Raw genomic sequence first — 19,672 nt, forward strand, 5'->3', positions numbered from 1 at the left:
TCAAAGGTTTCAACTTACTGACCCTGGTAGTCAATAATGTTGAGTTCAAGGATGGAGAACAGGTAAGGGATCAATCAGATAGGAATGCCGCCTGATCCCATACACCAGATTTGACAATAACTCGAATAAGCCCCAGCGTACTGACAAGAATCAACACACTGCCCAGCACCCTGAAAAACACTTTACTCTCAGCGCCGACCAGTTTTTTATGCAGTCGCTCACCCAGCAGATGACCGATAAAGGCGCAGGGTAACAACCACAGATGATGAATCAGTTGCAGATCAACGCCAGCAATCAAAAAAGACACCATCTTGATTAACACCAGTATAAACCAGAGCACAAACAGGGTATCCCGGAGTTTTTCTCGACTAACATGGGTAGCAAAGACCGCCGCTATCAGCGGCGCACCGATGAGAGAGGTGCCACTGACATAGCCACCCAGTATCAGAAACACAATATCAAGACTACGGCTGTTACTCTTAAATGGACGATTGAGGACATAACTGATGGCGTAGCCGATGACGATGCAGTAGATAATACTGCTCATCAGTGATGCTGGCAGAGTCAACAGACCGAGAATACCGATCAGTTTTGGCACGATCATCACAGACAAAGCAAAACGCAGATATTTCCAATCAATGGTGGAGATACTGTTTTGATGGTCTGCCGCCGTCCGCTTAACCCGTTGACGGTTCTGCCAGGTGATCAGGCAGGAAAAAAACATCAGATGCACACCGATAATAGGCAGGAAGATCAGTGGATTATCGACGACCAGCAGCAGAAACGGCAGCGTAAGAACCGCCCCACCAAAGCCAAGCCCGGAGCGAACGAAACCGCTCCAGACAAATAGCAAACCGATTAAAATATATTGATAAAGCTGAAGATCTGTCATCTGAATAACTCAGAGTATGAAAAGGAAAATGCGTAAAGCAATACATCTACTGGCTTAGCAGAGTGGGCCAAACCGATCCAGACAGGTGAGGTAAAGCCGCAGATCCAGCTCAAGCTGATGATAGTCCGGTTCCATATGCTGGCACAGTTTATAAAATGCCCGGTTATGCTCTTTCTCCCTTATATGTGCCAGCTCATGCACCACAATCATTCTTAAAAAGGGCTCGGGCGCCTGCTTGAATAGCGAAGCGATGCGGATCTCTTTTTTAGACCTGAGCTTACTCCCCTGTACACGGGAGATATGGGTGTGTAATCCCAGTGCATTATGGATCACATCAATACGGTCATCGTATTCAACTTTATTAATGGGAGCCGATTGTCTGAGATAGCGATTTTTCAATTCAAGGGTATATTGATAGAGCGCCTTAGAGCCGACAATACTGTGTCCCGGCTGATAACGTTTCCGCAGATAATCTGGAAGCTTTCCAGAATCGATCAGGTTTTCTGCCTGTTGCTGCAGCTCAGGCGAATAGCCGGACAAAAAATTAATCTTCGGCTTGCGACTCACGAATTACTCTCCAGCAGCTTACGTAGCGCCTCGACCCGCTGCCGGTTCACACCCAGATCAGAATACCCCACCCTTGAAGCTGAGCGGACATGAATGACGCCCCCTTTAGCATCCCGAAGCAGTTCAAGGTCATCAACAAAGCCAAATACAGAGGAACTGAACTCAGCAGCTAAATAGTCAGTGTCGAGCATGATAATCTTCCCCCCTAAACGCTCTATATCGGCGCTCACTGAAGCCAGACTACTAACACATAAGTTAATCGGTTTAATATAGTGCTCACCATCACCTTCGTTACTGCTGCATACGGCGTTAGGCTTGGGGCCACAAGGCGTTAATCCGCCATCCACCAGTCCAGGTGCTTTTTGTGTACGCGACATATACCCCTGAAACGCCAGATAACCCGTGACGATCAACGCCAATACGACACACACAACAACAAACTGTTTCATGATATTCCTGATCGATTCTGATTAGAGTGTCAAGGTATGGGGAAGTCTAAACAGAAGCCGTACAGTGTTGTTATACAGCCCTGAAAACCACATAGCGTAATAGAGACCAGAGTAGTATAAACTAGCCTGCTTTCTCAACATAAACGAGTCTTCTCATCGTGTTCAGCCCTCAACTCATCAACTGGCTGCTTCTCAGTTTTCTGGTTATCACCTGGGGCACCTCATTTATGGTGACCTCCATCGCCATTGCGGGCGGATTGTCGCCGCTGACGATCACTCTGCTCAGGATCGCGCTGGGTGCAGGGGTGATAACGCTGTTTACCTACTCCAGAGGTTTACGCCTCCCTTTCAGCGTCAAAAGCTGGGGAAGTTTTATGATTCTGGGGATGTTTGGCAGTGCCCTGCCATTTCTGCTGATTTCCTGGGGGCAGCAAACAGTGCCATCGGCAACAACCGGTGTACTGATGGCGGTAATGCCATTTGTCACGATGCTGATTGCCCACTATTTTGTTGAGGGTGAGCGCTTCAACCGTTATAAGATGATGGGGCTGATCCTCGCCTTCTCCGGGGTGACCTTTATACTCAACCCCTTTGCCGCCGGGAGTGTAAACCTGTCTGGGGCGCTGGCGATTCTCGCCGCCGCCAGCAGCTATGCACTGAACACGGTGCTGATCCGCTTACTTCCTAAATTCAACCCGCTGATCGCCGGTTCAGGTATGCTGCTGTGCGGCCTGCTGCTGATACTCCCTTTTATATTATCAGATGCACAGGCTATTATTGACGAGCTGCGTTATATCGCCAGTCCAGACGCTGTAATGGCCGTTATCTGGCTGGGCTGTATGCCCGCAGGTGTCGCCTCAATCGTCTACTTTGTTGTCGTTAACCGGGCAGGTCCCAGCTTTCTCTCTAACTGCAACTTCCTGATACCGGTGGTGGCGTATTTAGCAGGCACCCTTATTCTGGGTGAAGCGGTTTCCTCAAACAGCCTGATCGCGCTGGTCGGCATTCTCACAGGAATCGGACTGACCCGGGTGAGCCGGTGACAGATGACGATAGATTAATGCCTCTTTATCACGAAATAAAAACCGCTGTTCAAGGGTTGCCCCCAGTGACTCCGCCAGTCTGATTGACGCGCGATTCTGCTCAAAGATCAGGCTGATCAGATGCAGTTGGGGAAGACATTCAGCAGCCATCTGTCTGACCGCAAATGCCGCTTCACGGGCATACCCTTTGCCTGAATACCCTGGCACCAACGACCACATAATTTCGGGCTCGGGCCAGTCTCCCGGATACCACAGGCCAACAATACCCACCACGGCATCACTGTCTTTCAACTTTAAGGTATAAGGTCCATAACCGTGAATCTCCCAATGACCAATCAGCGCAGCAACAATTCGCCAACTCTCCCCTTCACTGAGAGGATGTCCGGTGGTATAGCGGGTGGCTTCAACATCTTTATAAAAATTGTGCAGTGAGGGCCAGTCTTCAATGGTGACCTTTTCCAGATTCAAACGGGCGGTGTTGATCGATTCAGGAATACTGTAATTCACGCTTACTCCTTACCACAGTGGTAATACGTCTGACGATACTGTTTGCCCTCTACTCTACTAAAGAGCCATACCTGGCACGAGTTTAATTTTAAACTTCACACCACAGATAACGGTATAATTATCAGTATCTGCGGCGCCTCTGCAATACAACACAGATTTTGCAGCAGTTATATGATAAAAAACAACTTTAAAGGACTAGAGATCTCGATATGGCTCAGACAGCAGCACTGGTACAGACCCTGAAAAAACAGTTAAAGGCCCAGGGCAAAACCTACCTTGATGTAGCCCAGGCTCTTGATCTGAGTGAAGCCTCGGTTAAACGACTGTTCTCTGAGCAGAACTTTACCCTGCAACGACTTGAAACCATCGCTGAACTGGCAGGACTGGAGTTAACCGGGCTGTTCCGCCTGATGGCGCAGGAGCAGCAACGGCTGACTCAGCTGACCCGCGAACAGGAGCAGGAGATCGCCTCCGATCTCGAACTGTTGCTGGTCACAGTCAGTGTTATCAATGGCTTCTCCTTCAGCGATATCATCTCTCACTACGATATCACCGAACACGAATGTATCCAGAAGCTGGCCAAGCTGGACCGGTTAAGGATTATCGAGCTTCAGCCAAACAACAGAATAAAGCTACTGATCGATCCAAACTTTACCTGGCTGGCCAATGGTCCAATCCAGCAGTTCTTCCAACAGAAAGTAGAACAGGATTTCTTCCAGTCCCGGTTTGATAAAAAACATGAAAAACTGATCGTACTCAATGGGGTACTGACACCGGAAGCCAACCTGGCGATGCAGAAAAAAATGGAGCGTGTTGCGGAAGAGTTTAACAGCCTGCTGCGCGATGACTCTCCCCTGCCAATCGATCAGAAACATGGTAACACCATGATTCTCGCGATCCGGCAATGGCAGTACAGCCTGTTCAAAAACTATCGCAAGAGCTAGCGCATACTCTTTGCAAACGCGCTAGTTCAACCACCCGTATCATTATCTGATACTTCAACAGTTTAACTACTTCCGCTGGCGCACTGCCGCCATCATCCCTCTGACTTCCAACAAAGGAACTTCAGAGGACCGATATGAACATCAGAACCTTCCCGGGCACCGCAGCCCTCAGCGCCATACTGACACTGACAACAGTGGCGGCACCGGCAGATGCTGCCGGGCTGTTAAAACCGGTTAATTCATCCCTGCCTGAACTCAGCATCCGCGAACATCATGTCAATGTCGTGCTTGAACACAGTTATGCCGTGACCACGGTAGAACAGGTTTTTCATAATCCATCTCCCCAGGCGTTAGAAGCGATTTACAGTTTTCCTGTGCCGGACCATGCCGCCGTGGGTGAGTTTACCTACTGGATAGACGGCCAGCCGGTCACCGGCGAAGTAATAAAAAAGCAGCAGGCCAGAACCATTTACGAACAGGAGAAACAAGCGGGCCATGAGGCCGCCCTGGTAGAGCAAGACAGTTATAAGACCTTCGATATCAGTGTCACACCGGTGCAGGCCAACAGCGATGTCCGCATAAAGCTGGTGTATATTCAGCCAGCCCACCTGGATTCCGGTGTCGGCCGCTATGTTTATCCCCTTGAGGATGGCGGCGTCGATACTCAGAAGAATGCTTTCTGGAACCGCAATGAAGTGGTCGATGAAAAATTCAGCTTCAATATGCGCCTTGCCTCAGGTTACCCGATAGACTCTATCCGCCTGCCCCAGCACTCTCAGGCTGCAATTCAACAGATCGCCCCCAACCAGTGGCAGGTTTCAATGGCCAGCCAGGTCGGAGCATTACCGCAAACTGTGCTGTCCTCTGCCCCGTCCGCTGATCAGCCCCCGGAAGCCGCGCAACCACTACCCGCTGAACAGATCAGTACTGCGGGCATTGTCCCTGCGGCAAGTCTGGACCAGGACATTGTCGTTTACTGGCGCCACAGCCAGAACCTGCCCGGCACTCTGGATCTGATCAGCTATAAACAATCAGACACCACACCTGGCACCTTTATGATGACCCTCACCCCCGGGGATGATCTTGGCGTGTTACAGGGAGGGCGTGACTGGGTATTTGTTCTGGATGTATCCGGATCAATGCAGGGCAAGTACTCAACACTGGTTGAGGGTGTACGCCAGGGATTAGCCAAACTCCAACCCGATGACCGCTTCAAAGTGGTTTTATTTAACAACGCAGCCACCGATTTTTCCGGTGGATTTAAGCCCGCAACAGCAGAAGTTATCACCCCCCTGCTGAATCAGCTTGAACAGTATCAGCCTGGCAGTGGCACTGATCTCTATTCAGGTCTCGCACAGGGTTTAAAAGGATTAAATACTGATCGCAGCACCGCCATGATTCTGGTCACCGATGGCGTTGCCAACTTAGGTGTCACCGAGAGAAAGCGCTTTCTTGAGCTGCTGGAAAAAGCGGATGTCCGACTGTTTACCTTTGTTATGGGCAACAGTGCAAACCGCCCCCTGCTGAACAGTATGACGGAGGTATCCAATGGTTTTGCCATCAGCGTCTCTAATGCTGATGATATTGTCGGCCAACTGATGCTGGCAACCAGCAAGATGACCCACCAGGCGATGAGAGATGTTGAGTTAAAAATTGATGGTGGCCGGGTCACCGACCTGACCCCAGAACAGATCAACTCACTTTACCGGGGTGAGCAACTGACAGTCCTCGGTCATTACCGACAGCCAGGCCCGGTGCAGATCTCGCTGACAGGCAAGGTGGGCGGCCAGCAACGTCACTACACTACTGAGATAATCCTGCCCGGGGAAAGTTTACTGCACCCCGAACTGGAGCGCATCTGGGCCTTTGCCACCCTCGAGAATATGCAGGCTAAAATGGATTACCTTGAAGAGGATGACAGCAACAATGAAGATACTAAACAAGCGATGACTGATCTGGCCATTCAATATGATCTGGTAACCGACTACACCTCAATGCTGATCGTCAGGGACGAGGTGTTTAAACAGCTGAATATTGAACGCAATAACCAGCAACGGGTGGCGAATGAAAACAACGCCCGGCAACAACGACTGCAGCAACCGGTCACTTCTCAGCGGGCAGACAGTCAGAAGCCGATGTTCAATCAGTCTCATCACCGGGCATCACTGGGTGGTGGCGGTTCAGGTGCGATTGGCCACTGGATTCTGCTGTTAATCGGCGCACTACTGCTGATTCAATACCGCAATCGTCGTCGGACATCGTGAGACGTTAATGAACGCTGTATCAATCAAACAGTTCGCTAACCCAAAGCCTCCCGCGCAAGCGGGGGGTAGCTTCCAGCTTCCCTGGATAACCCTGGCTCTGTTGCTGTTCTGCCTGCCGCTGAGCCTGTCTGCTGACCTGTTTCAACTGGGCTATGCTGACCGCTCCCTGATACTGGAGGGTCAGCTATGGCGCTTAATTACAGGGCATCTTTGTCACACATCGCTCAGCCACCTTGGCTGGGATCTGCTGGCATTTGTGATTGCAGCAGGCTATCTGGAACTGAATTCACGCAGCGCATTGCTGGCATCACTGTGCGTGGGAGTTGTCAGCATCGATGCCCTGCTTCTCTCCCCCTGGTCAGCAGTGAACAGCTATGCAGGGTTATCCGGACTACTGTTTGCGCCGCTGGTTCTCTGTTTGTTTATCTTTGCCCGTAAGCAGCAAGCGCTAAATGGCTGGTTACCGATGCTGATCTGTCTGGCAAAGCTGATCTGGGAGCAGTTCAGTCAACAGGCTCTGTTAAGCCAGAGCCCCTGGCCACCCTATCCAGCGGCGCACCTGGCGGGTGCGTTGGGTGGAATGATTTACCTGGGGTTCGCTTTAATAAACCCAGGGTTTAACTTAATGATGACTCCGCCATTGCCCAGACGCTATAAATCCAGGACCAGTCTCAGGCAAGGGTTTTACCAATTATGTGTCGTGAAGCGTCAGGAAAAAGCAGATACTTAAATGAGATACAGAGCAGGATGAACGTTGGCAAGCCAATAATATGCCTGACCCATTCAAACTCTGCACTCATATAACCGGTCAGCGGATAAACGATTCCAGCCATCAACATCATCCATGCCCCTATAATTATCACAGAGAGAAATGCTTTTTTATTGGGTAGTTCTTTCCGAAACTCGATCAGCACCCAGGCGGCAAAAATTGCGAAATAGGAAAGATAAAATTGCTGCTGCCCTGCTTTATAAAACATCAGGACGGCAGTAAAACCTGCAAGAAAAGCTGTATGCTGCTCCAGTTTCCCATTTTGAAACCGTTTAAACAGATAAAAAACTGTACCGAGAACAAGCAACTTATTAAGTGATATCAGAAAGTTTCCAAGACCCTTAAATGGGAAAAAATCACCATAAAAAAACATCATAATTGAAAACAGTGTCGGTTCACGACCATTCGCCTTGCCAAAGGCAACCAGAAAAGAAGGCCCCCAGATAAAGTAAGTTATCAGATAGACCAGCAAAAGAGACGTAATGAATATAGCGATGTTGCGTGTAACATTTTTCCAGCGCTTATCCAGAAAAGGCAGTAGAAAGAGCGGGTAAATCTTAGTCAGCACGCCGGCTGTGATAATCATTAATGATGATCTGCTGTTCCCTTTGGCAGCGACTATCACCCCCAGAAAACACAGCAATGCAACCAGGCTATCATTAAAGCCATAGAAAACCGTACTGACAATAAAGAAGGGATTTAATAGCCAGAAAGCGGCGAACAGCCATTTAACACTGACAGATATATTGGACAGAGCACAGAAACAGCGAATAGTGTAAAGCACTACAGCTAACCAGCACCCGGCAAAAATAAGTTTTGGCAGTTGACTATGAAGGGCATAAGGCAGTGCTAAGAAATTATACAGCGGACCATAAGCATTGGGCGCACCTATTTTCGCCCAGGGATCTGCGCCGCTCAGAATAAGATCCCAATGGGCAAAATAGAGTGCATAGTCATGCATCGGAGGGACCATAAAACAGGCGATCAGGATCACTACTCCATAGATGCACAGAGAAGCATCCAGTAATCTTGAGTGGGAATTTGCAGGCATAAGAGTCCACTTAGTAATGTTTATAGAAGGCCGGCATAATAATTTGTTGCAGCTTTTATAACAAGCAAATGCCTACCTCCCCCCTTTTTTTACCGCCGCTGAAAGATACCTTTTCGGGCTCATATTCCGAGGATATTACAATAAGCTATAGCAGCTTTGTAAACGGATAATAATTGTATAATTCTCTTAATAATTATAGGATTACGCTATTTTTTATTCGCTAAGCAGAGCGTTGTAGCTACTATTATGCCTGACATTAAGATATCGATCGTAATACCTACCTATCAGGAAGTTATAAACATTCCTTTGATATGCGAACAGATTAACAATCATCTGACTGATATACCGTTCGAGATAATCTTTGTCGACGACAATTCTCAGGATGGTTCTTCTGAAGCGGTAGCTCGTATTGCGGAACAGATTCCGGCACGCATTATTGTCCGAACCCAGGAACGGGGACTCTCTACTGCGGTGATCACTGGTATAGAATCCGCCAGAGGCAGGTATATTGTTGTAATGGATTGCGATCTTTCACACCCCGCCTCCGCAATCCTGCCAATAATAGATAAACTGGAATCCGGACAGAACGATTTTGTTGTCGGTTCGCGGTATATAGAAGGCGGCTCATTTGATGATGACTGGGGCTTCTTCCGCCTGCTTAACTCAAAAATAGCAACCTGGCTGGCCCTGCCACTGTGTCATATCAAAGATCCGATGTCCGGTTTCTTTGCATTTGAACGGCAACAATTTGAAACCTGCGCACATCTGACGCCGACGGGCTATAAAATTGGCCTGGAGATAATGGTCAAAGGTGAGTTCAGCAAGCCTGGTGAACAGCCTATTCACTTTAAAGACCGCGAGCATGGGGAGAGTAAACTCAGCCTGAAAGAGCAACTGCTCTATCTGCGGCATCTGCGCCGTTTGTACCGTTTTAAATATCCGGTCACCTCTGAGTTTGCCCAGTTTGGTCTTGTCGGCGGCACAGGATTTGTGATTGACAGCCTGATCTATTTTGCCCTGCAGGCTTTCTTCGGACTGGGTCACAACTTCTCCCGGGCGATCTCATTCTGGCCTGCGGCCACCTGGAACTGGTTCTGGAATCGAACAATTACCTTCACTCATCGGGAAAAAAGTAATCATCTCAGGCAGTGGTTATCTTTTCTGGCCACCTCACTGGCCGGTTTCGTGATGAACTTCGGCACCTACACGACCCTGACCAGCTATGTACCATTTTTTATCGATAACAAATTCATCGCGTTGATACTCGGGGTACTGGTGGGGATGGGATTTAATTTTATGATGGCAAGAATCTTCGTCTTCAAAGAGCTGGAGGAGGAGATACTGGAAGAAGAAAAAGACTATCACTATTAATTAGCACCACCAGAATGATGTCATGACTCATTCAAACAGCGCCACCTCTGCGGCAGTCAGGAAGCGGAACTCACCGGGCCTGAGATCCGGATCCAGTGTTAAGGCACCGATACTTTCCCGGTGCAACGCCGTTACCTCGTTATCAAAATAACCAAACATCCGCTTCACCTGATGGTAACGCCCCTCATGAATTGCCAGACGGGAGTTATAGTCGTCAATTCGTTCCAGTTGCGCGGGTCGGGTGGTGATATTTTCATAACGGAAATAGATCCCCTTCTGAAACACCACTTGCGCTTCATCAGGCACAGGATCTCTTGTGGTCACACGGTAGACCTTGGCAATCTTTGATTCGGGCTGAGTGACTCTGCGGGACCAACTGCCATCATTGGTCAGCAGCATCAGACCGCTGGTTTTCAGATCCAGCCTTCCCGCCAGATGCAGCCCCTGGCGCAACGACTGAGGTAACAGCTCTATAACAGTTTTGTGTTCAGAATGTACTGTGGCACTGACGATGCCAGCGGGTTTATGCAGCATCAGATAACGGCTCTGAGCCTCCTGGAGCAGTTCATTGTCCAGCTCAACCCGGATAAACCGATCAATCTCCCGATGCGCATCGGTGATAATCTCATCACCGACACGGACCCGGCCCTGAGCCAGCAGCACTCTAACGCGCTGCCGGCTATAAGGCGTTTTCAGCTGCAAAAACCTGGAGAGCTGCATCGGCGCTACTCAGGAAAACCGACAGAAAGATAACGGTATAAAGTCAGGACGCAGTACTTTCTTCATTCGCCAGGAAAAACCAGGTTTCCAACACCGAATCAGGATTAAGAGAAACCGAACTGATCCCCTGCTCCATCAGCCACCTTGCCAGATCTGGATGATCAGAGGGTCCCTGACCACAGATACCGATATATTTCCCTTGCGCCTTACAAGCCTGAATAGCCATGGCCAGCAGCTTGCGTACCGCATCGTTACGTTCATCAAATAGGTGAGCAATCACGCCAGAGTCCCGATCCAGCCCAAGAGTCAGCTGAGTCAGATCATTCGAGCCAATGGAAAAGCCATCAAAATATTGAAGAAATTCATCAGCCAGTAGCGCATTTGAGGGTATTTCACACATCATGATCACCCGCAAACCGTTTTTACCCCGGTTCAGGCCGTTTTCTGCCAGCAGGTCTACCACCTGTTTCGCTTCACCCACCGTGCGTACGAAAGGAATCATCACTTCGACATTGGTCAGCTTCATCACATCCCGTACCTGCTTCAGCGCCCTGCACTCAAGCTCAAAACACTGCCGGAACGACTCAGCGATATAGCGACTGGCACCACGGAAGCCCAGCATTGGATTCTCTTCGTGGGCTTCATAAGCTTCACCACCGATAAGATGCCCATACTCGTTGGATTTGAAATCCGACATCCGCACAATCACTTTCTTGGGATAGAACGCAGCGGCCAGTGTAGATATCCCCTCCACCAGCTTGGCAACGTAGAACTCTATCGGGCTTTCATAGCCCGCAATGCGGCGCTCTATGGTGCGCTGCAACCCAGCGTCCTGCTGGTCAAACTCAATCAGCGCTTTCGGATGGATGCCGATCATACGGTTGATAATAAACTCCAGACGCGCAAGACCAACACCGGCATTGGGCAGCGACTGAAAATCAAATGCCCGGTCGGGATTACCGACGTTCATCATGATGTCGAACGGCAGAGGCGGCATGGAATCGATTTTGTTAGTCTGATGCTCGAAATCCAGGCAGCCTTCATAGGCTCGTCCCGTATCACCTTCGGCACAGGAGACGGTCACCTCCTGACCTTCCGTCAGTCGTTCGGTGGCATCACCGCAACCGACAATCGCCGGAATACCCAGCTCACGGGCAATAATCGCTGCATGACAGGTACGTCCACCCCGATTGGTTATAATCGCTGATGAGCGTTTCATCACCGGTTCCCAGTCCGGGTCGGTCATATCGGTGACCAGCACATCACCGGGCTGAATCTTATCCATATCACTGAGACTTTCGACAATGCGCACCGGTCCACTGCCGATCCGGTGTCCTATAGAGCGGCCTTCCAATAAAACATTACCGGTTTCGGTGAGCAGATAACGCTCAATAACCGCGTTTTTATCCCGGCTCTTAACGGTTTCAGGTCGTGCCTGAACAATGTACAGCTCACCATCATCGCCATCTTTAGCCCACTCGATATCCATCGGACGACCGTAATGCTGCTCGATGAGCATCGCAATTTTTGCCAGTTGCTGAACGTCATCATCATTGATGGAAAACTTCATTCGCTCTTCAGGCGGCACACTGACAGTTTCAACGGCACTGGCGGTGGTACCTTCAGCACCGTAAATCATTTTGATCGCTTTACTGCCCATACTGCGGCGCAATATGGCCGGAGCCCCCTGTCTGAGAGTCGGCTTGTAAACGTAGAACTCATCCGGGTTAACAGCCCCCTGGACAACCGTTTCCCCAAGACCATAAGCTGACGTGATAAACACAACGTGCTGAAAGCCCGATTCCGTATCCAGTGTAAACATGACGCCGCTGGCACCGGTCTCGCTGCGAACCATACGCTGAACCCCGGCCGACAGGGCGACGTCGTGATGTTCAAAACCATGGTGAACCCGATAGGAGATTGCCCGGTCATTGTAGAGCGAGGCAAAGACCTCATGGATGGCCGCTTTAATATTTGCCAGACCACGGATATTCAGGAAGGTCTCCTGCTGACCGGCAAAAGAGGCATCGGGCAGATCTTCGGCGGTTGCCGATGAGCGGATCGCAACCGCCAGATCGTCGTGACCGCCCATCTCTTCATAGGCCAGTTCAATAGCCTGGTCGAGGGTTTCAGGAAATGGGGTTTCCAGGATCCACTGGCGCACCTGGTTACCGGTCGCTGCGAGCGCATTAACATCGTCAGGATCAAGCTGAGCGAGTGTATCGCTGATCTTCTGGTCCAGATTATTGTGTTTCAGAAAGTCACGGAATGCGGACGCTGTGGTCGCAAACCCACCGGGAACCTTAACGCCTGCACCAGACAGTTCTGAGATCATCTCGCCAAGTGAGGCGTTTTTTCCACCTACCTGCTCAATATCATCCATACCCACCTGATCCAGACGAACGATATAATCCTGCAAAGCTCCGCACTCCTTCAAATTTTAGTGATTAAGGCGCATCATACTGTAATTCTTCGCTGAGGTCAGTGTGTTGACGAAGATCCTGATTGATTCATCGCTACGCTATACAGCACGCACAGATGCCGTAATAATACCCCCGGATAAATACATTTTTGTGACGCGAGACAGCTTAACCTTATGAAAAGAACAGCTTTTTTTATATCTGATGGTACGGGTATCACAGCGGAAGCACTGGGTAATAGTCTGCTCGCTCAGTTTGGTTCGATTCAGTTCAATAAGGTGACGCTGCCCTATATCGATACCATCGAAAAGGCGGTGGAAGCGGTCGATATTATCGACCAGGCGGGTAAAACCGACGGACAGCGACCGATTGTGTTCGATACGGTGGTGGATGAAGCTACCCGTGAAATCATCTCCACCAGCACCGCTTATAAGATCGATGTGTTTTCAGCGTTTCTGAAACCACTGGAGCTGGAGCTGGGTAGCCACTCTTCCTACAGTGTCGGTAAATCCCATTCGATTAATGAAGTAAACAAATATATGGATCGCATCGAATCGGTAAACTTTGCGATCGACAATGATGATGGCGCCCGCACTCAGCACTATGATAAGGCGGACATCATTCTCACCGGAGTCTCCCGCTGTGGAAAGACCCCCTCCTGTCTCTATATGGCACTTCAGTTTGGCATCCGGGCAGCAAACTACCCCCTGACCGACAACGACCTCACACAGACAACCCTGCCTGAAGTGCTGGAACCCTTCAGAAATAAGCTGTTCGGTCTGACAATTGATCCATTTCAGCTGGCATCAATCCGCCATGAACGCCGTCCAAACAGTCGTTACGCGTCACTGGACCAGTGCGAAGATGAGGTGCGGATAGTCGAGCGGATGTTCCGCAAGCAAAAGCTGGCGCACATCAATACCACTCACTTTTCAATTGAAGAGATTGCTACCCGTATTATCGCCCAGATGGGTCTTAAGCGACGGATTGGCTAACCGGCATTACGGTTCACCTTTCCCCGGCTATAGGAGAACCAGGCAGCCAGAAAGCTGTAACCACAGGCGCTGGCAAAGCCGGCTTTCACGACAATCAGAAGATCCGGATAACGTTCCGGCATAATCTGTTCACTGCCCAGCAAGACACTCATCAGCAACATGATGATCGCCATACTGAACATATTCCCGCTGGTGCGGGACAGGTTCAGCAGCGCTGAAGCGATACTCAGGCGCTCTTTTGGCACGGAGCCCAGCGCCGCATTATTGTTCGGCGTTGAGAATAATCCAAAGCCAACCCCCAGTAATACCAGCGCGACAATCACATGATTTAACGAACTGTCCGCCCGCAGAAAGACCAGTACGGCAAACCCCGCGCTGAACAACAAACACCCTGTCGTCGCAATCAGACGAGGCTCAAACCGATCCGACAGGCGACCGGCAAGCGGCGCCAGACACGCCATAATCAGTGCTTGCAACAGTATCATCTGTCCCGTTTCGCTGGGTGACAATCCCTGCAGATATTGCAGATAGAGACTCAGCAGAAACAGCACCGGATAGTGCGCTGCATACATCAGAAAACTGGCCATCAAAGAGCGATTCATCACCCTGTTTGCGGCTAACACAGCGAAACGCACCAGTGGATACTCGCAGCGGTTCTGCTGTCGGATAAACACAAACACCAGGGCGATCCCTGCGATCAGCATCAGCCAGCTATACAGGTTTGGCAATCCGGATAAGCCGAACAACAACAGTGTGGACAGAGCAGCAAACAATAGCGAGCCAACCCAGTCCAATGGATTAGACTGCTGTTCAGCACTGCTGTCATTCCTGATATAGATAACCGCCAATATCAGCGCAACCATCGCCAGGATAACCGGCCCCCAGAAGACACTTCGCCAGCCAAGATGCTCGGTCAGCCAGCCACCAAAAAGAGGACCACAGGTCAGTCCCAGATAAACAGAGGTGGCCGTCAATCCCAGTGCGGTCCCCCGATTAGAACCACTGAAGACGGCAGCAATAATCGCCATAGCGGTTGCAAATACCAGACTGCTGAACAATCCCTGCAGCACCCTTACGAATAGTAGAAATTCAACAGAGTAGACGGCAAACACCAGCAGCGATGCGAGTGAAAAACCCAACACACCGATCAGATAGATCGGCTTTCGTCCAATGGAGTCGGCCACTCTCCCCGCCGGCAGTAACAACACGATACTCCCCCACAATGTGGCGGTGGGAATCCAGCTCAGCCACACCGCATCGGCCTGCAAAGCATCAGCCATCGCGGGCAGAGCCATGTTAACAGCAGACAGTGACATCGGCACCAGAAACAGCGCGATACAGATACTGATAAGCACATACCAGCGGGCCCGGGGGTTGTCCTGATAGAACGAATTATCTGAATATACAATCACAGCAGCACCTTTACGTAAGGCTGGGCAGTATAGCAGGGGATAGTTTATATATTCACTAAATTCATGGCCGATTCAGCCAGATCGGGTTAACGACCACCGGCCAGATCGATACAACTTCCGGTAGTGTATGAAGCCCCCGGTGACAACAACCAGGCGATCGCTTCAGCAACCTCTTCTGGCTGACCACCCCGGCCCATGGGAATAGAGCTTTTCAATCGCTCAATCCGGTCAGGCTCGCCTCCTGCAGCATGCATTCCGGTATAGATAAATCCGGGCCGTACACCATTTACCCTGATCCCCTCAGAGGCCACTTCCGATGCTAAGCCCCGTGTCAGTGTATCAATCGCCCCCTTGGTCGCGGCATAATCGATATATTCACCCGGCGAGCCGGTCCGCGCTGCCACAGAGGAAACATTGACAATCACCCCACCATCGCCCCCGTGACGGGTGGACATCCGCTTCACCGCCTCACGACAGCAGAGAAAATATCCGGTTATATTGCTGATCAACAAATGATTGATCCGTTGTGCATCCATCTCATCCAGCCGACACTGGGGCATCAGAATACCGGCATTATTCACCAGCGCAGTAATTCGCCCCAGATCATGATCTACCCGATGGAAAAGTGCGCATACCTGTTCATCCTGAGAGACATCGGCGGCCACAGCAATAGCCGAGATCCCTTCATTCTGCAATTGTTCGACTACAGCTTCGGCGGCGGTCTGATTGTTTCGATAGTTAACGCAGACGGCATATCCCAGCCGTCCGAGCTTGAGTGCGGTTGCCGCACCGATGCCACGCCCCGAACCAGTCACCAGTGCGACTTGATGAGTATCCAATGGCAGCCTCCTTCTGGTTGTTGTAGCTGACTGGAACAGTATTGATCCTGATCGATCAAGCTTATCTAAAGCATATAGTATGAAAGTGGTTTTCGCCGTATCGCTTCAATAAAACGACAGTAAATGAGAATCATAGGCAGGCTTATCTACATGAAAATCGCTCAGGGCAACAGGTAGCGGGATATTACAAATCTGTGTAATATCCCTGTTCCAGAATCAGGCAGAAATCCTCACGTTTTTTCAGGCTTTTGCTCGTTGATCTGCATTGCCGTACTTTTGGCAAACGCTGATATTCTGGAGCGTTTTCATTAATCGACTTTTAGAGATACAGGACAGTTTGCAATGAGTCTTGCTGATAAGGTTTTGGCAGTAAACAATGATCTGCCGATCCGTACCGACCTACCGGTACACAGTGGTAAAGTACGTTCCGTTTACTGGCTGACCGAAGCCGACAGTCGACGTCTTATCCAGGAGAAAGGGTATGATGTTGCAGCCGATGCCCCTCTGGCAATCATGGTCATCAGTGACCGGATCTCCGCTTTCGAGTGCATCTGGCATGGCGAAGGCGGTATGAACGGTGTACCCGGCAAAGGTGCCGCACTGAATGCTATCTCCAATCACTGGTTCAAACTGTTTCGCGAAAACGGTCTGGCTGACAGCCATATCCTGGATATCCCCCACCCGTTCGTCTGGATTGTTCAGAAAGCTAAACCCGTCATGATTGAGGCGATCTGCCGCCAGTATATCACCGGCTCTATGTGGCGTTCCTATGCCAAAGGTGAGCGTTTGTTCTGTGGCATTCAGATAGCCGACAACCTGCAGAAAGATCAGAAACTGCCTGAGCTGCTGATTACACCTTCCACCAAAGGTATTCTCAAGGGGATTCCTGGCGTGCCTGAAGTAGATGATGTCAACATCACCCGTGATGACATCATCAATAACCATGAAGCCTTTCAGTTCCGTTCAAAAGAGGATATTGCGGTGTACGAAAAGCTGCTGAAAGAAGGCTTTGACGTCATCAGCGCTGAACTGGAAAAGATCGATCAGGTATTTGTCGATACTAAGTTTGAGTTTGGTTACGTGACTGATGCATCAGGGAACGAAAAGCTGATCTATATGGATGAAGTGGGCACACCTGATTCATCCCGCATCTGGGATGGCCCATCCTACCGGGAAGGCAAAGTCATCGAAAACTCCAAAGAGGTATTCCGTCAGGAACTGCTCAACTACTTCCCTGACCCGGATATTCTGATCAATAAAGATCGGATGGAAGAGCGTTACGCCCTGGCAAAGGACAACGCCCTTCCAGCTGCACTGCTTCAGAAGGTATCGGACACCTATGTCGGCATTGCAGAGAAGATTATCGGCGAGAAACTACCGCTGTCTGATAACCCGAAAGCAGAGATCATTGAGATTCTGCGCGACCAGTACGCTCTGATCGACTGATCATCGCCCCCTGATTATCAGGGAGCCGCAAGACAATAACGCCGCATAGCCATATGCGGCGTTTGTTTATACCTCGTTTTCATCTTTCAGAGAGATAACAGGTTCCGCGCCTTCAACATCCAGCTCAACCATCATCGGCTTACAGCAAACAGAGCAATCTTCAAAATACTGCTGATTACCCGCCGTACAATCCACAACTAACTCTACCGGTTCCCCACAGTAGGGGCATGTACGGGACACCGCTTCCAGACTTTGCATGATTGACACCTCGCGATTTAAGTTAAGCTCTTTAGTCAGCAGTTAAGCCAGCTTTTAAGCTAGCAGACAGGCTGAATAGTCAGCAGCTCACCAGCAGGATTACTGGCCCCTGTCAGCACACTGCAATATAATCCCTTATCAGCTTAGCTGGTTTTAAGCGGTTGCGCTGAACCGGAATAATACCACCGCCACCCCACCACGATCAGGAATCCATTATGACCTTTACCGCCTGGCTTTCACTATTTGCAGTCTGCTGCCTGGGTGCAATGTCTCCGGGTCCCAGTCTGGCGGTAGTATTGAAACAAACGGTCGGTAACAGCCGCCAACATGGTCTGGCTGCCAGTTGGTTTCATGCGGCGGGGGTTGGCCTCTGGGCATTCGCAACCATCTCTGGACTGGCTATTCTGGTAGCCCAGTCAGAGATCGCGTTTAAGGTGATCACCTGGCTGGGGGCTGGCTATCTGGCCTGGATCGGCCTCAAAGCGATCAGGGCCGGACGAGCTTCTTCCTTCAGCGTAGACCCTGGCGATAAAACCTCTGTACTGAAAGCCGGCATTGAGGGAGCGACCATCTCAGTGCTGAATCCTAAACTTGCGATCTTCTTTATCGCCCTGTTCTCACAGTTTGTCAGTCCGGATGCAACGATGGGCGATCAGATGATTATGACGGCGACGGCCACGCTGGTCGATGGCCTGTGGTACAGCGTCGTTACATTAGTGCTATCCCATGGCCCTATTCTTAAAACCCTGCAAAACCGCAGCCAACTGGTCAACCGCCTGACCGGTGGAATACTGATTGCGCTGGCTGCCCGGGTTGTGACTCTCTGACGCAGATAAAAGCCTTAGCCCGACCGCCGCTACACAGTTGGTTAGTGGCTCGACGCGACTTCGGCACTTGCCAGAAAAAGCGATGGTTCCGTGAGTTGAGAAGAGAGATGAGGAAAGAGATAAACCCCTCCCCTTTTTCGTGAAAGACGAAGCTATGAAAAGGGCTCTATAAAAAGGGCTCTGACCCTGTGGTAATGCAGACAGCAGCCTAACCAGCTCAAGTACTTGCCATACTCATCACTCCATTACTTTACTTAATGACCCGCTGATGCCACTGAGCAAGTGATTCTTGCGGGTATTCATCAAACAGACTGTCCTCAGACGACTCACAGACGTTAACCCATGACGCCTTTGATCCCAGCATCATATGGGTTCGCTCCGGCGGTATGGGTAGATCCGTATCAATCGCAGAGGCAAACGGATGCACCTGTTCCGGCCACCCGGGGTCCCATAGCCACAGCGCACTGCCGCACTGTTTACAAAAATGCCGTTTCCCGGGGCTTTCCCACTTACCCCCGGTGTCAGGATCATCAATGATCGCGTGGTAGACACTGATCTGCTCCTTCCCTTCAACCGTTAGTGTTGCGTAATCCGCCCCCAGGTTAATAGCAAAACCGCCTCGCCCGCTGTTTTTCGACAGATAGAGCAATAGCACTGATTAAATGGATAGGGCTGGCTGGAATTAACGGTAAAACGGACGCTACCGCAATGACACGAACCTTCGAGCTGCATAAATTACGCTCCCGATCTTCATCTACAGGGTATGAGGTGAGATATTAACCCGGCGGATAAATACATCGTCTAAGCCGCGTATTTTATATGCTGTGATTTGAAGTAACTTTTAACCCGCGCGGGTCTTCTTTGTAGCGTCAACATGCATGATCGTGTTTTCTTCTTC

At 50.2% G+C, this 19,672-nt stretch carries 18 protein-coding genes and 1 pseudogene; 8 read left to right on the forward strand and 11 right to left on the reverse strand.

Annotated elements, in window-relative coordinates:
* Nucleotides 1-70: 70 nt before the first annotated feature.
* The 3 genes from JW499_RS20690 to JW499_RS20700 are packed head-to-tail and all read right to left on the reverse strand — an operon-like array spanning nt 71 to nt 1,908.
* Nucleotides 71-892 carry a sulfite exporter TauE/SafE family protein gene (locus tag JW499_RS20690; protein ID WP_205212372.1) on the reverse strand — a complete coding sequence of 274 codons (822 nt, stop codon included), beginning with the start codon at nt 890-892 and terminating at the stop codon, nt 71-73.
* 54 nt (nt 893-946) lie between these two features.
* On the reverse strand, nt 947-1,459 hold the full coding sequence (locus JW499_RS20695; protein ID WP_205212373.1) for a M48 metallopeptidase family protein: 513 nt from the start codon (nt 1,457-1,459) through the stop codon (nt 947-949).
* Entirely contained in the window at nt 1,456-1,908 is a 453-nt protein-coding gene (locus JW499_RS20700) for a DUF1499 domain-containing protein (protein ID WP_232846563.1), read from the reverse strand. Before JW499_RS20700 ends, JW499_RS20695 begins: the two co-directional genes overlap by 4 nt.
* 158 nt (nt 1,909-2,066) lie before the next feature.
* Between JW499_RS20700 and JW499_RS20705 the strand changes: the two genes are divergently transcribed.
* The gene (locus JW499_RS20705; RefSeq protein ID WP_332874443.1) at nt 2,067-2,951 is read left to right on the forward strand and encodes a DMT family transporter; all 885 of its coding nucleotides are present in this window, start codon (nt 2,067-2,069) and stop codon (nt 2,949-2,951) included.
* On the opposite strand, the gene JW499_RS20710 is transcribed toward JW499_RS20705, so the two are convergent.
* The gene (locus JW499_RS20710; protein ID WP_205212374.1) at nt 2,886-3,458 is read right to left on the reverse strand and encodes a GNAT family N-acetyltransferase; all 573 of its coding nucleotides are present in this window, start codon (nt 3,456-3,458) and stop codon (nt 2,886-2,888) included. The two genes, JW499_RS20705 and JW499_RS20710, sit on opposite strands and share 66 nt — an antisense overlap.
* Before the next feature lie 209 nt (nt 3,459-3,667).
* Here JW499_RS20710 and JW499_RS20715 point away from each other — a divergent pair, with 209 nt between their 5' ends.
* The 3 genes from JW499_RS20715 to rrtA all read left to right on the forward strand — a co-directional run bounded on the left by JW499_RS20715 (nt 3,668) and on the right by rrtA (nt 7,396).
* Nucleotides 3,668-4,402, forward strand: coding sequence for a helix-turn-helix domain-containing protein (locus tag JW499_RS20715; protein ID WP_205212375.1), 735 nt, complete (start codon nt 3,668-3,670; stop codon nt 4,400-4,402).
* 134 nt (nt 4,403-4,536) lie between these two features.
* On the forward strand, nt 4,537-6,666 hold the full coding sequence (locus tag JW499_RS20720; RefSeq protein WP_205212376.1) for a VIT and vWA domain-containing protein: 2,130 nt from the start codon (nt 4,537-4,539) through the stop codon (nt 6,664-6,666).
* A 7-nt stretch (nt 6,667-6,673) separates the two neighbouring features.
* On the forward strand, nt 6,674-7,396 hold the full coding sequence (rrtA, locus tag JW499_RS20725; RefSeq protein ID WP_205212377.1) for a rhombosortase: 723 nt from the start codon (nt 6,674-6,676) through the stop codon (nt 7,394-7,396).
* Here the strand turns inward: rrtA and JW499_RS20730 are convergent.
* On the reverse strand, nt 7,338-8,396 hold the full coding sequence (locus tag JW499_RS20730) for a glycosyltransferase 87 family protein (RefSeq protein WP_205212378.1): 1,059 nt from the start codon (nt 8,394-8,396) through the stop codon (nt 7,338-7,340). The genes rrtA and JW499_RS20730 overlap by 59 nt on opposite strands.
* 336 nt (nt 8,397-8,732) lie before the next feature.
* Between JW499_RS20730 and JW499_RS20735 the strand changes: the two genes are divergently transcribed.
* Nucleotides 8,733-9,857 (forward strand): glycosyltransferase, encoded by a 1,125-nt coding sequence (locus JW499_RS20735; protein ID WP_205212379.1) that lies wholly within the window; start codon nt 8,733-8,735, stop codon nt 9,855-9,857.
* A 27-nt stretch (nt 9,858-9,884) separates the two neighbouring features.
* Here the strand turns inward: JW499_RS20735 and JW499_RS20740 are convergent, their stop codons facing one another.
* Nucleotides 9,885-10,577 (reverse strand): pseudouridine synthase, encoded by a 693-nt coding sequence (locus JW499_RS20740; protein WP_205212380.1) that lies wholly within the window; start codon nt 10,575-10,577, stop codon nt 9,885-9,887.
* A gap of 43 nt (nt 10,578-10,620) precedes the next feature.
* A complete protein-coding gene (ppsA, locus tag JW499_RS20745) occupies nt 10,621-12,996 on the reverse strand; it encodes a phosphoenolpyruvate synthase (RefSeq protein ID WP_205212381.1) in 2,376 nt (791 codons plus the stop codon).
* A gap of 177 nt (nt 12,997-13,173) precedes the next feature.
* On the opposite strand from ppsA, the gene ppsR reads away from it, so the two are divergent.
* The gene (gene ppsR / locus JW499_RS20750) at nt 13,174-13,992 is read left to right on the forward strand and encodes a posphoenolpyruvate synthetase regulatory kinase/phosphorylase PpsR (protein ID WP_091358745.1); all 819 of its coding nucleotides are present in this window, start codon (nt 13,174-13,176) and stop codon (nt 13,990-13,992) included.
* Here the strand turns inward: ppsR and JW499_RS20755 are convergent.
* Entirely contained in the window at nt 13,989-15,404 is a 1,416-nt protein-coding gene (locus tag JW499_RS20755; RefSeq protein ID WP_332874444.1) for an MFS transporter, read from the reverse strand. The genes ppsR and JW499_RS20755 overlap by 4 nt on opposite strands.
* A gap of 86 nt (nt 15,405-15,490) precedes the next feature.
* Nucleotides 15,491-16,243 carry an SDR family oxidoreductase gene (locus tag JW499_RS20760; protein WP_205212382.1) on the reverse strand — a complete coding sequence of 251 codons (753 nt, stop codon included), beginning with the start codon at nt 16,241-16,243 and terminating at the stop codon, nt 15,491-15,493.
* 342 nt (nt 16,244-16,585) lie between these two features.
* Between JW499_RS20760 and JW499_RS20765 the strand changes: the two genes are divergently transcribed.
* A complete protein-coding gene (locus JW499_RS20765; RefSeq protein ID WP_205212383.1) occupies nt 16,586-17,689 on the forward strand; it encodes a phosphoribosylaminoimidazolesuccinocarboxamide synthase in 1,104 nt (367 codons plus the stop codon).
* 66 nt (nt 17,690-17,755) lie between these two features.
* On the opposite strand, the gene JW499_RS20770 is transcribed toward JW499_RS20765, so the two are convergent.
* On the reverse strand, nt 17,756-17,947 hold the full coding sequence (locus JW499_RS20770) for a CPXCG motif-containing cysteine-rich protein (protein ID WP_205212384.1): 192 nt from the start codon (nt 17,945-17,947) through the stop codon (nt 17,756-17,758).
* Nucleotides 17,948-18,162: 215 nt separating this feature from the next.
* Between JW499_RS20770 and JW499_RS20775 the strand changes: the two genes are divergently transcribed.
* The gene (locus JW499_RS20775; protein ID WP_205212385.1) at nt 18,163-18,774 is read left to right on the forward strand and encodes a LysE family translocator; all 612 of its coding nucleotides are present in this window, start codon (nt 18,163-18,165) and stop codon (nt 18,772-18,774) included.
* A gap of 250 nt (nt 18,775-19,024) precedes the next feature.
* On the opposite strand, the pseudogene JW499_RS20780 reads toward JW499_RS20775, so the two are convergent.
* Nucleotides 19,025-19,506 (reverse strand): annotated as a pseudogene (locus tag JW499_RS20780) (GFA family protein).
* Nucleotides 19,507-19,672: the final 166 nt, after the last annotated feature.

The organism is Amphritea pacifica, assembly GCF_016924145.1.
Taxonomy (GTDB): domain Bacteria; phylum Pseudomonadota; class Gammaproteobacteria; order Pseudomonadales; family Balneatricaceae; genus Amphritea; species Amphritea pacifica.

Excerpts from the sequence above, each read along its gene's own strand:
- JW499_RS20720 (WP_205212376.1), top strand. The coding sequence starts at position 4,537 with ATGAACATCAGAACCTTCCCGGGCACCGCAGCCCTCAGCGCCATACTG.
- JW499_RS20775 (WP_205212385.1), top strand. The coding sequence starts at position 18,163 with ATGACCTTTACCGCCTGGCTTTCACTATTTGCAGTCTGCTGCCTGGGT.
- ppsR (WP_091358745.1), top strand. The coding sequence starts at position 13,174 with ATGAAAAGAACAGCTTTTTTTATATCTGATGGTACGGGTATCACAGCG.
- JW499_RS20765 (WP_205212383.1), top strand. The coding sequence starts at position 16,586 with ATGAGTCTTGCTGATAAGGTTTTGGCAGTAAACAATGATCTGCCGATC.
- JW499_RS20730 (WP_205212378.1), bottom strand. The coding sequence starts at position 8,396 with ATGCATGACTATGCACTCTATTTTGCCCATTGGGATCTTATTCTGAGC.
- rrtA (WP_205212377.1), top strand. The coding sequence starts at position 6,674 with ATGAACGCTGTATCAATCAAACAGTTCGCTAACCCAAAGCCTCCCGCG.
- JW499_RS20700 (WP_232846563.1), bottom strand. The coding sequence starts at position 1,908 with ATGAAACAGTTTGTTGTTGTGTGTGTCGTATTGGCGTTGATCGTCACG.
- JW499_RS20740 (WP_205212380.1), bottom strand. The coding sequence starts at position 10,577 with ATGCAGCTCTCCAGGTTTTTGCAGCTGAAAACGCCTTATAGCCGGCAG.
- JW499_RS20770 (WP_205212384.1), bottom strand. The coding sequence starts at position 17,947 with ATGCAAAGTCTGGAAGCGGTGTCCCGTACATGCCCCTACTGTGGGGAA.
- JW499_RS20735 (WP_205212379.1), top strand. The coding sequence starts at position 8,733 with ATGCCTGACATTAAGATATCGATCGTAATACCTACCTATCAGGAAGTT.
- JW499_RS20690 (WP_205212372.1), bottom strand. The coding sequence starts at position 892 with ATGACAGATCTTCAGCTTTATCAATATATTTTAATCGGTTTGCTATTT.
- JW499_RS20715 (WP_205212375.1), top strand. The coding sequence starts at position 3,668 with ATGGCTCAGACAGCAGCACTGGTACAGACCCTGAAAAAACAGTTAAAG.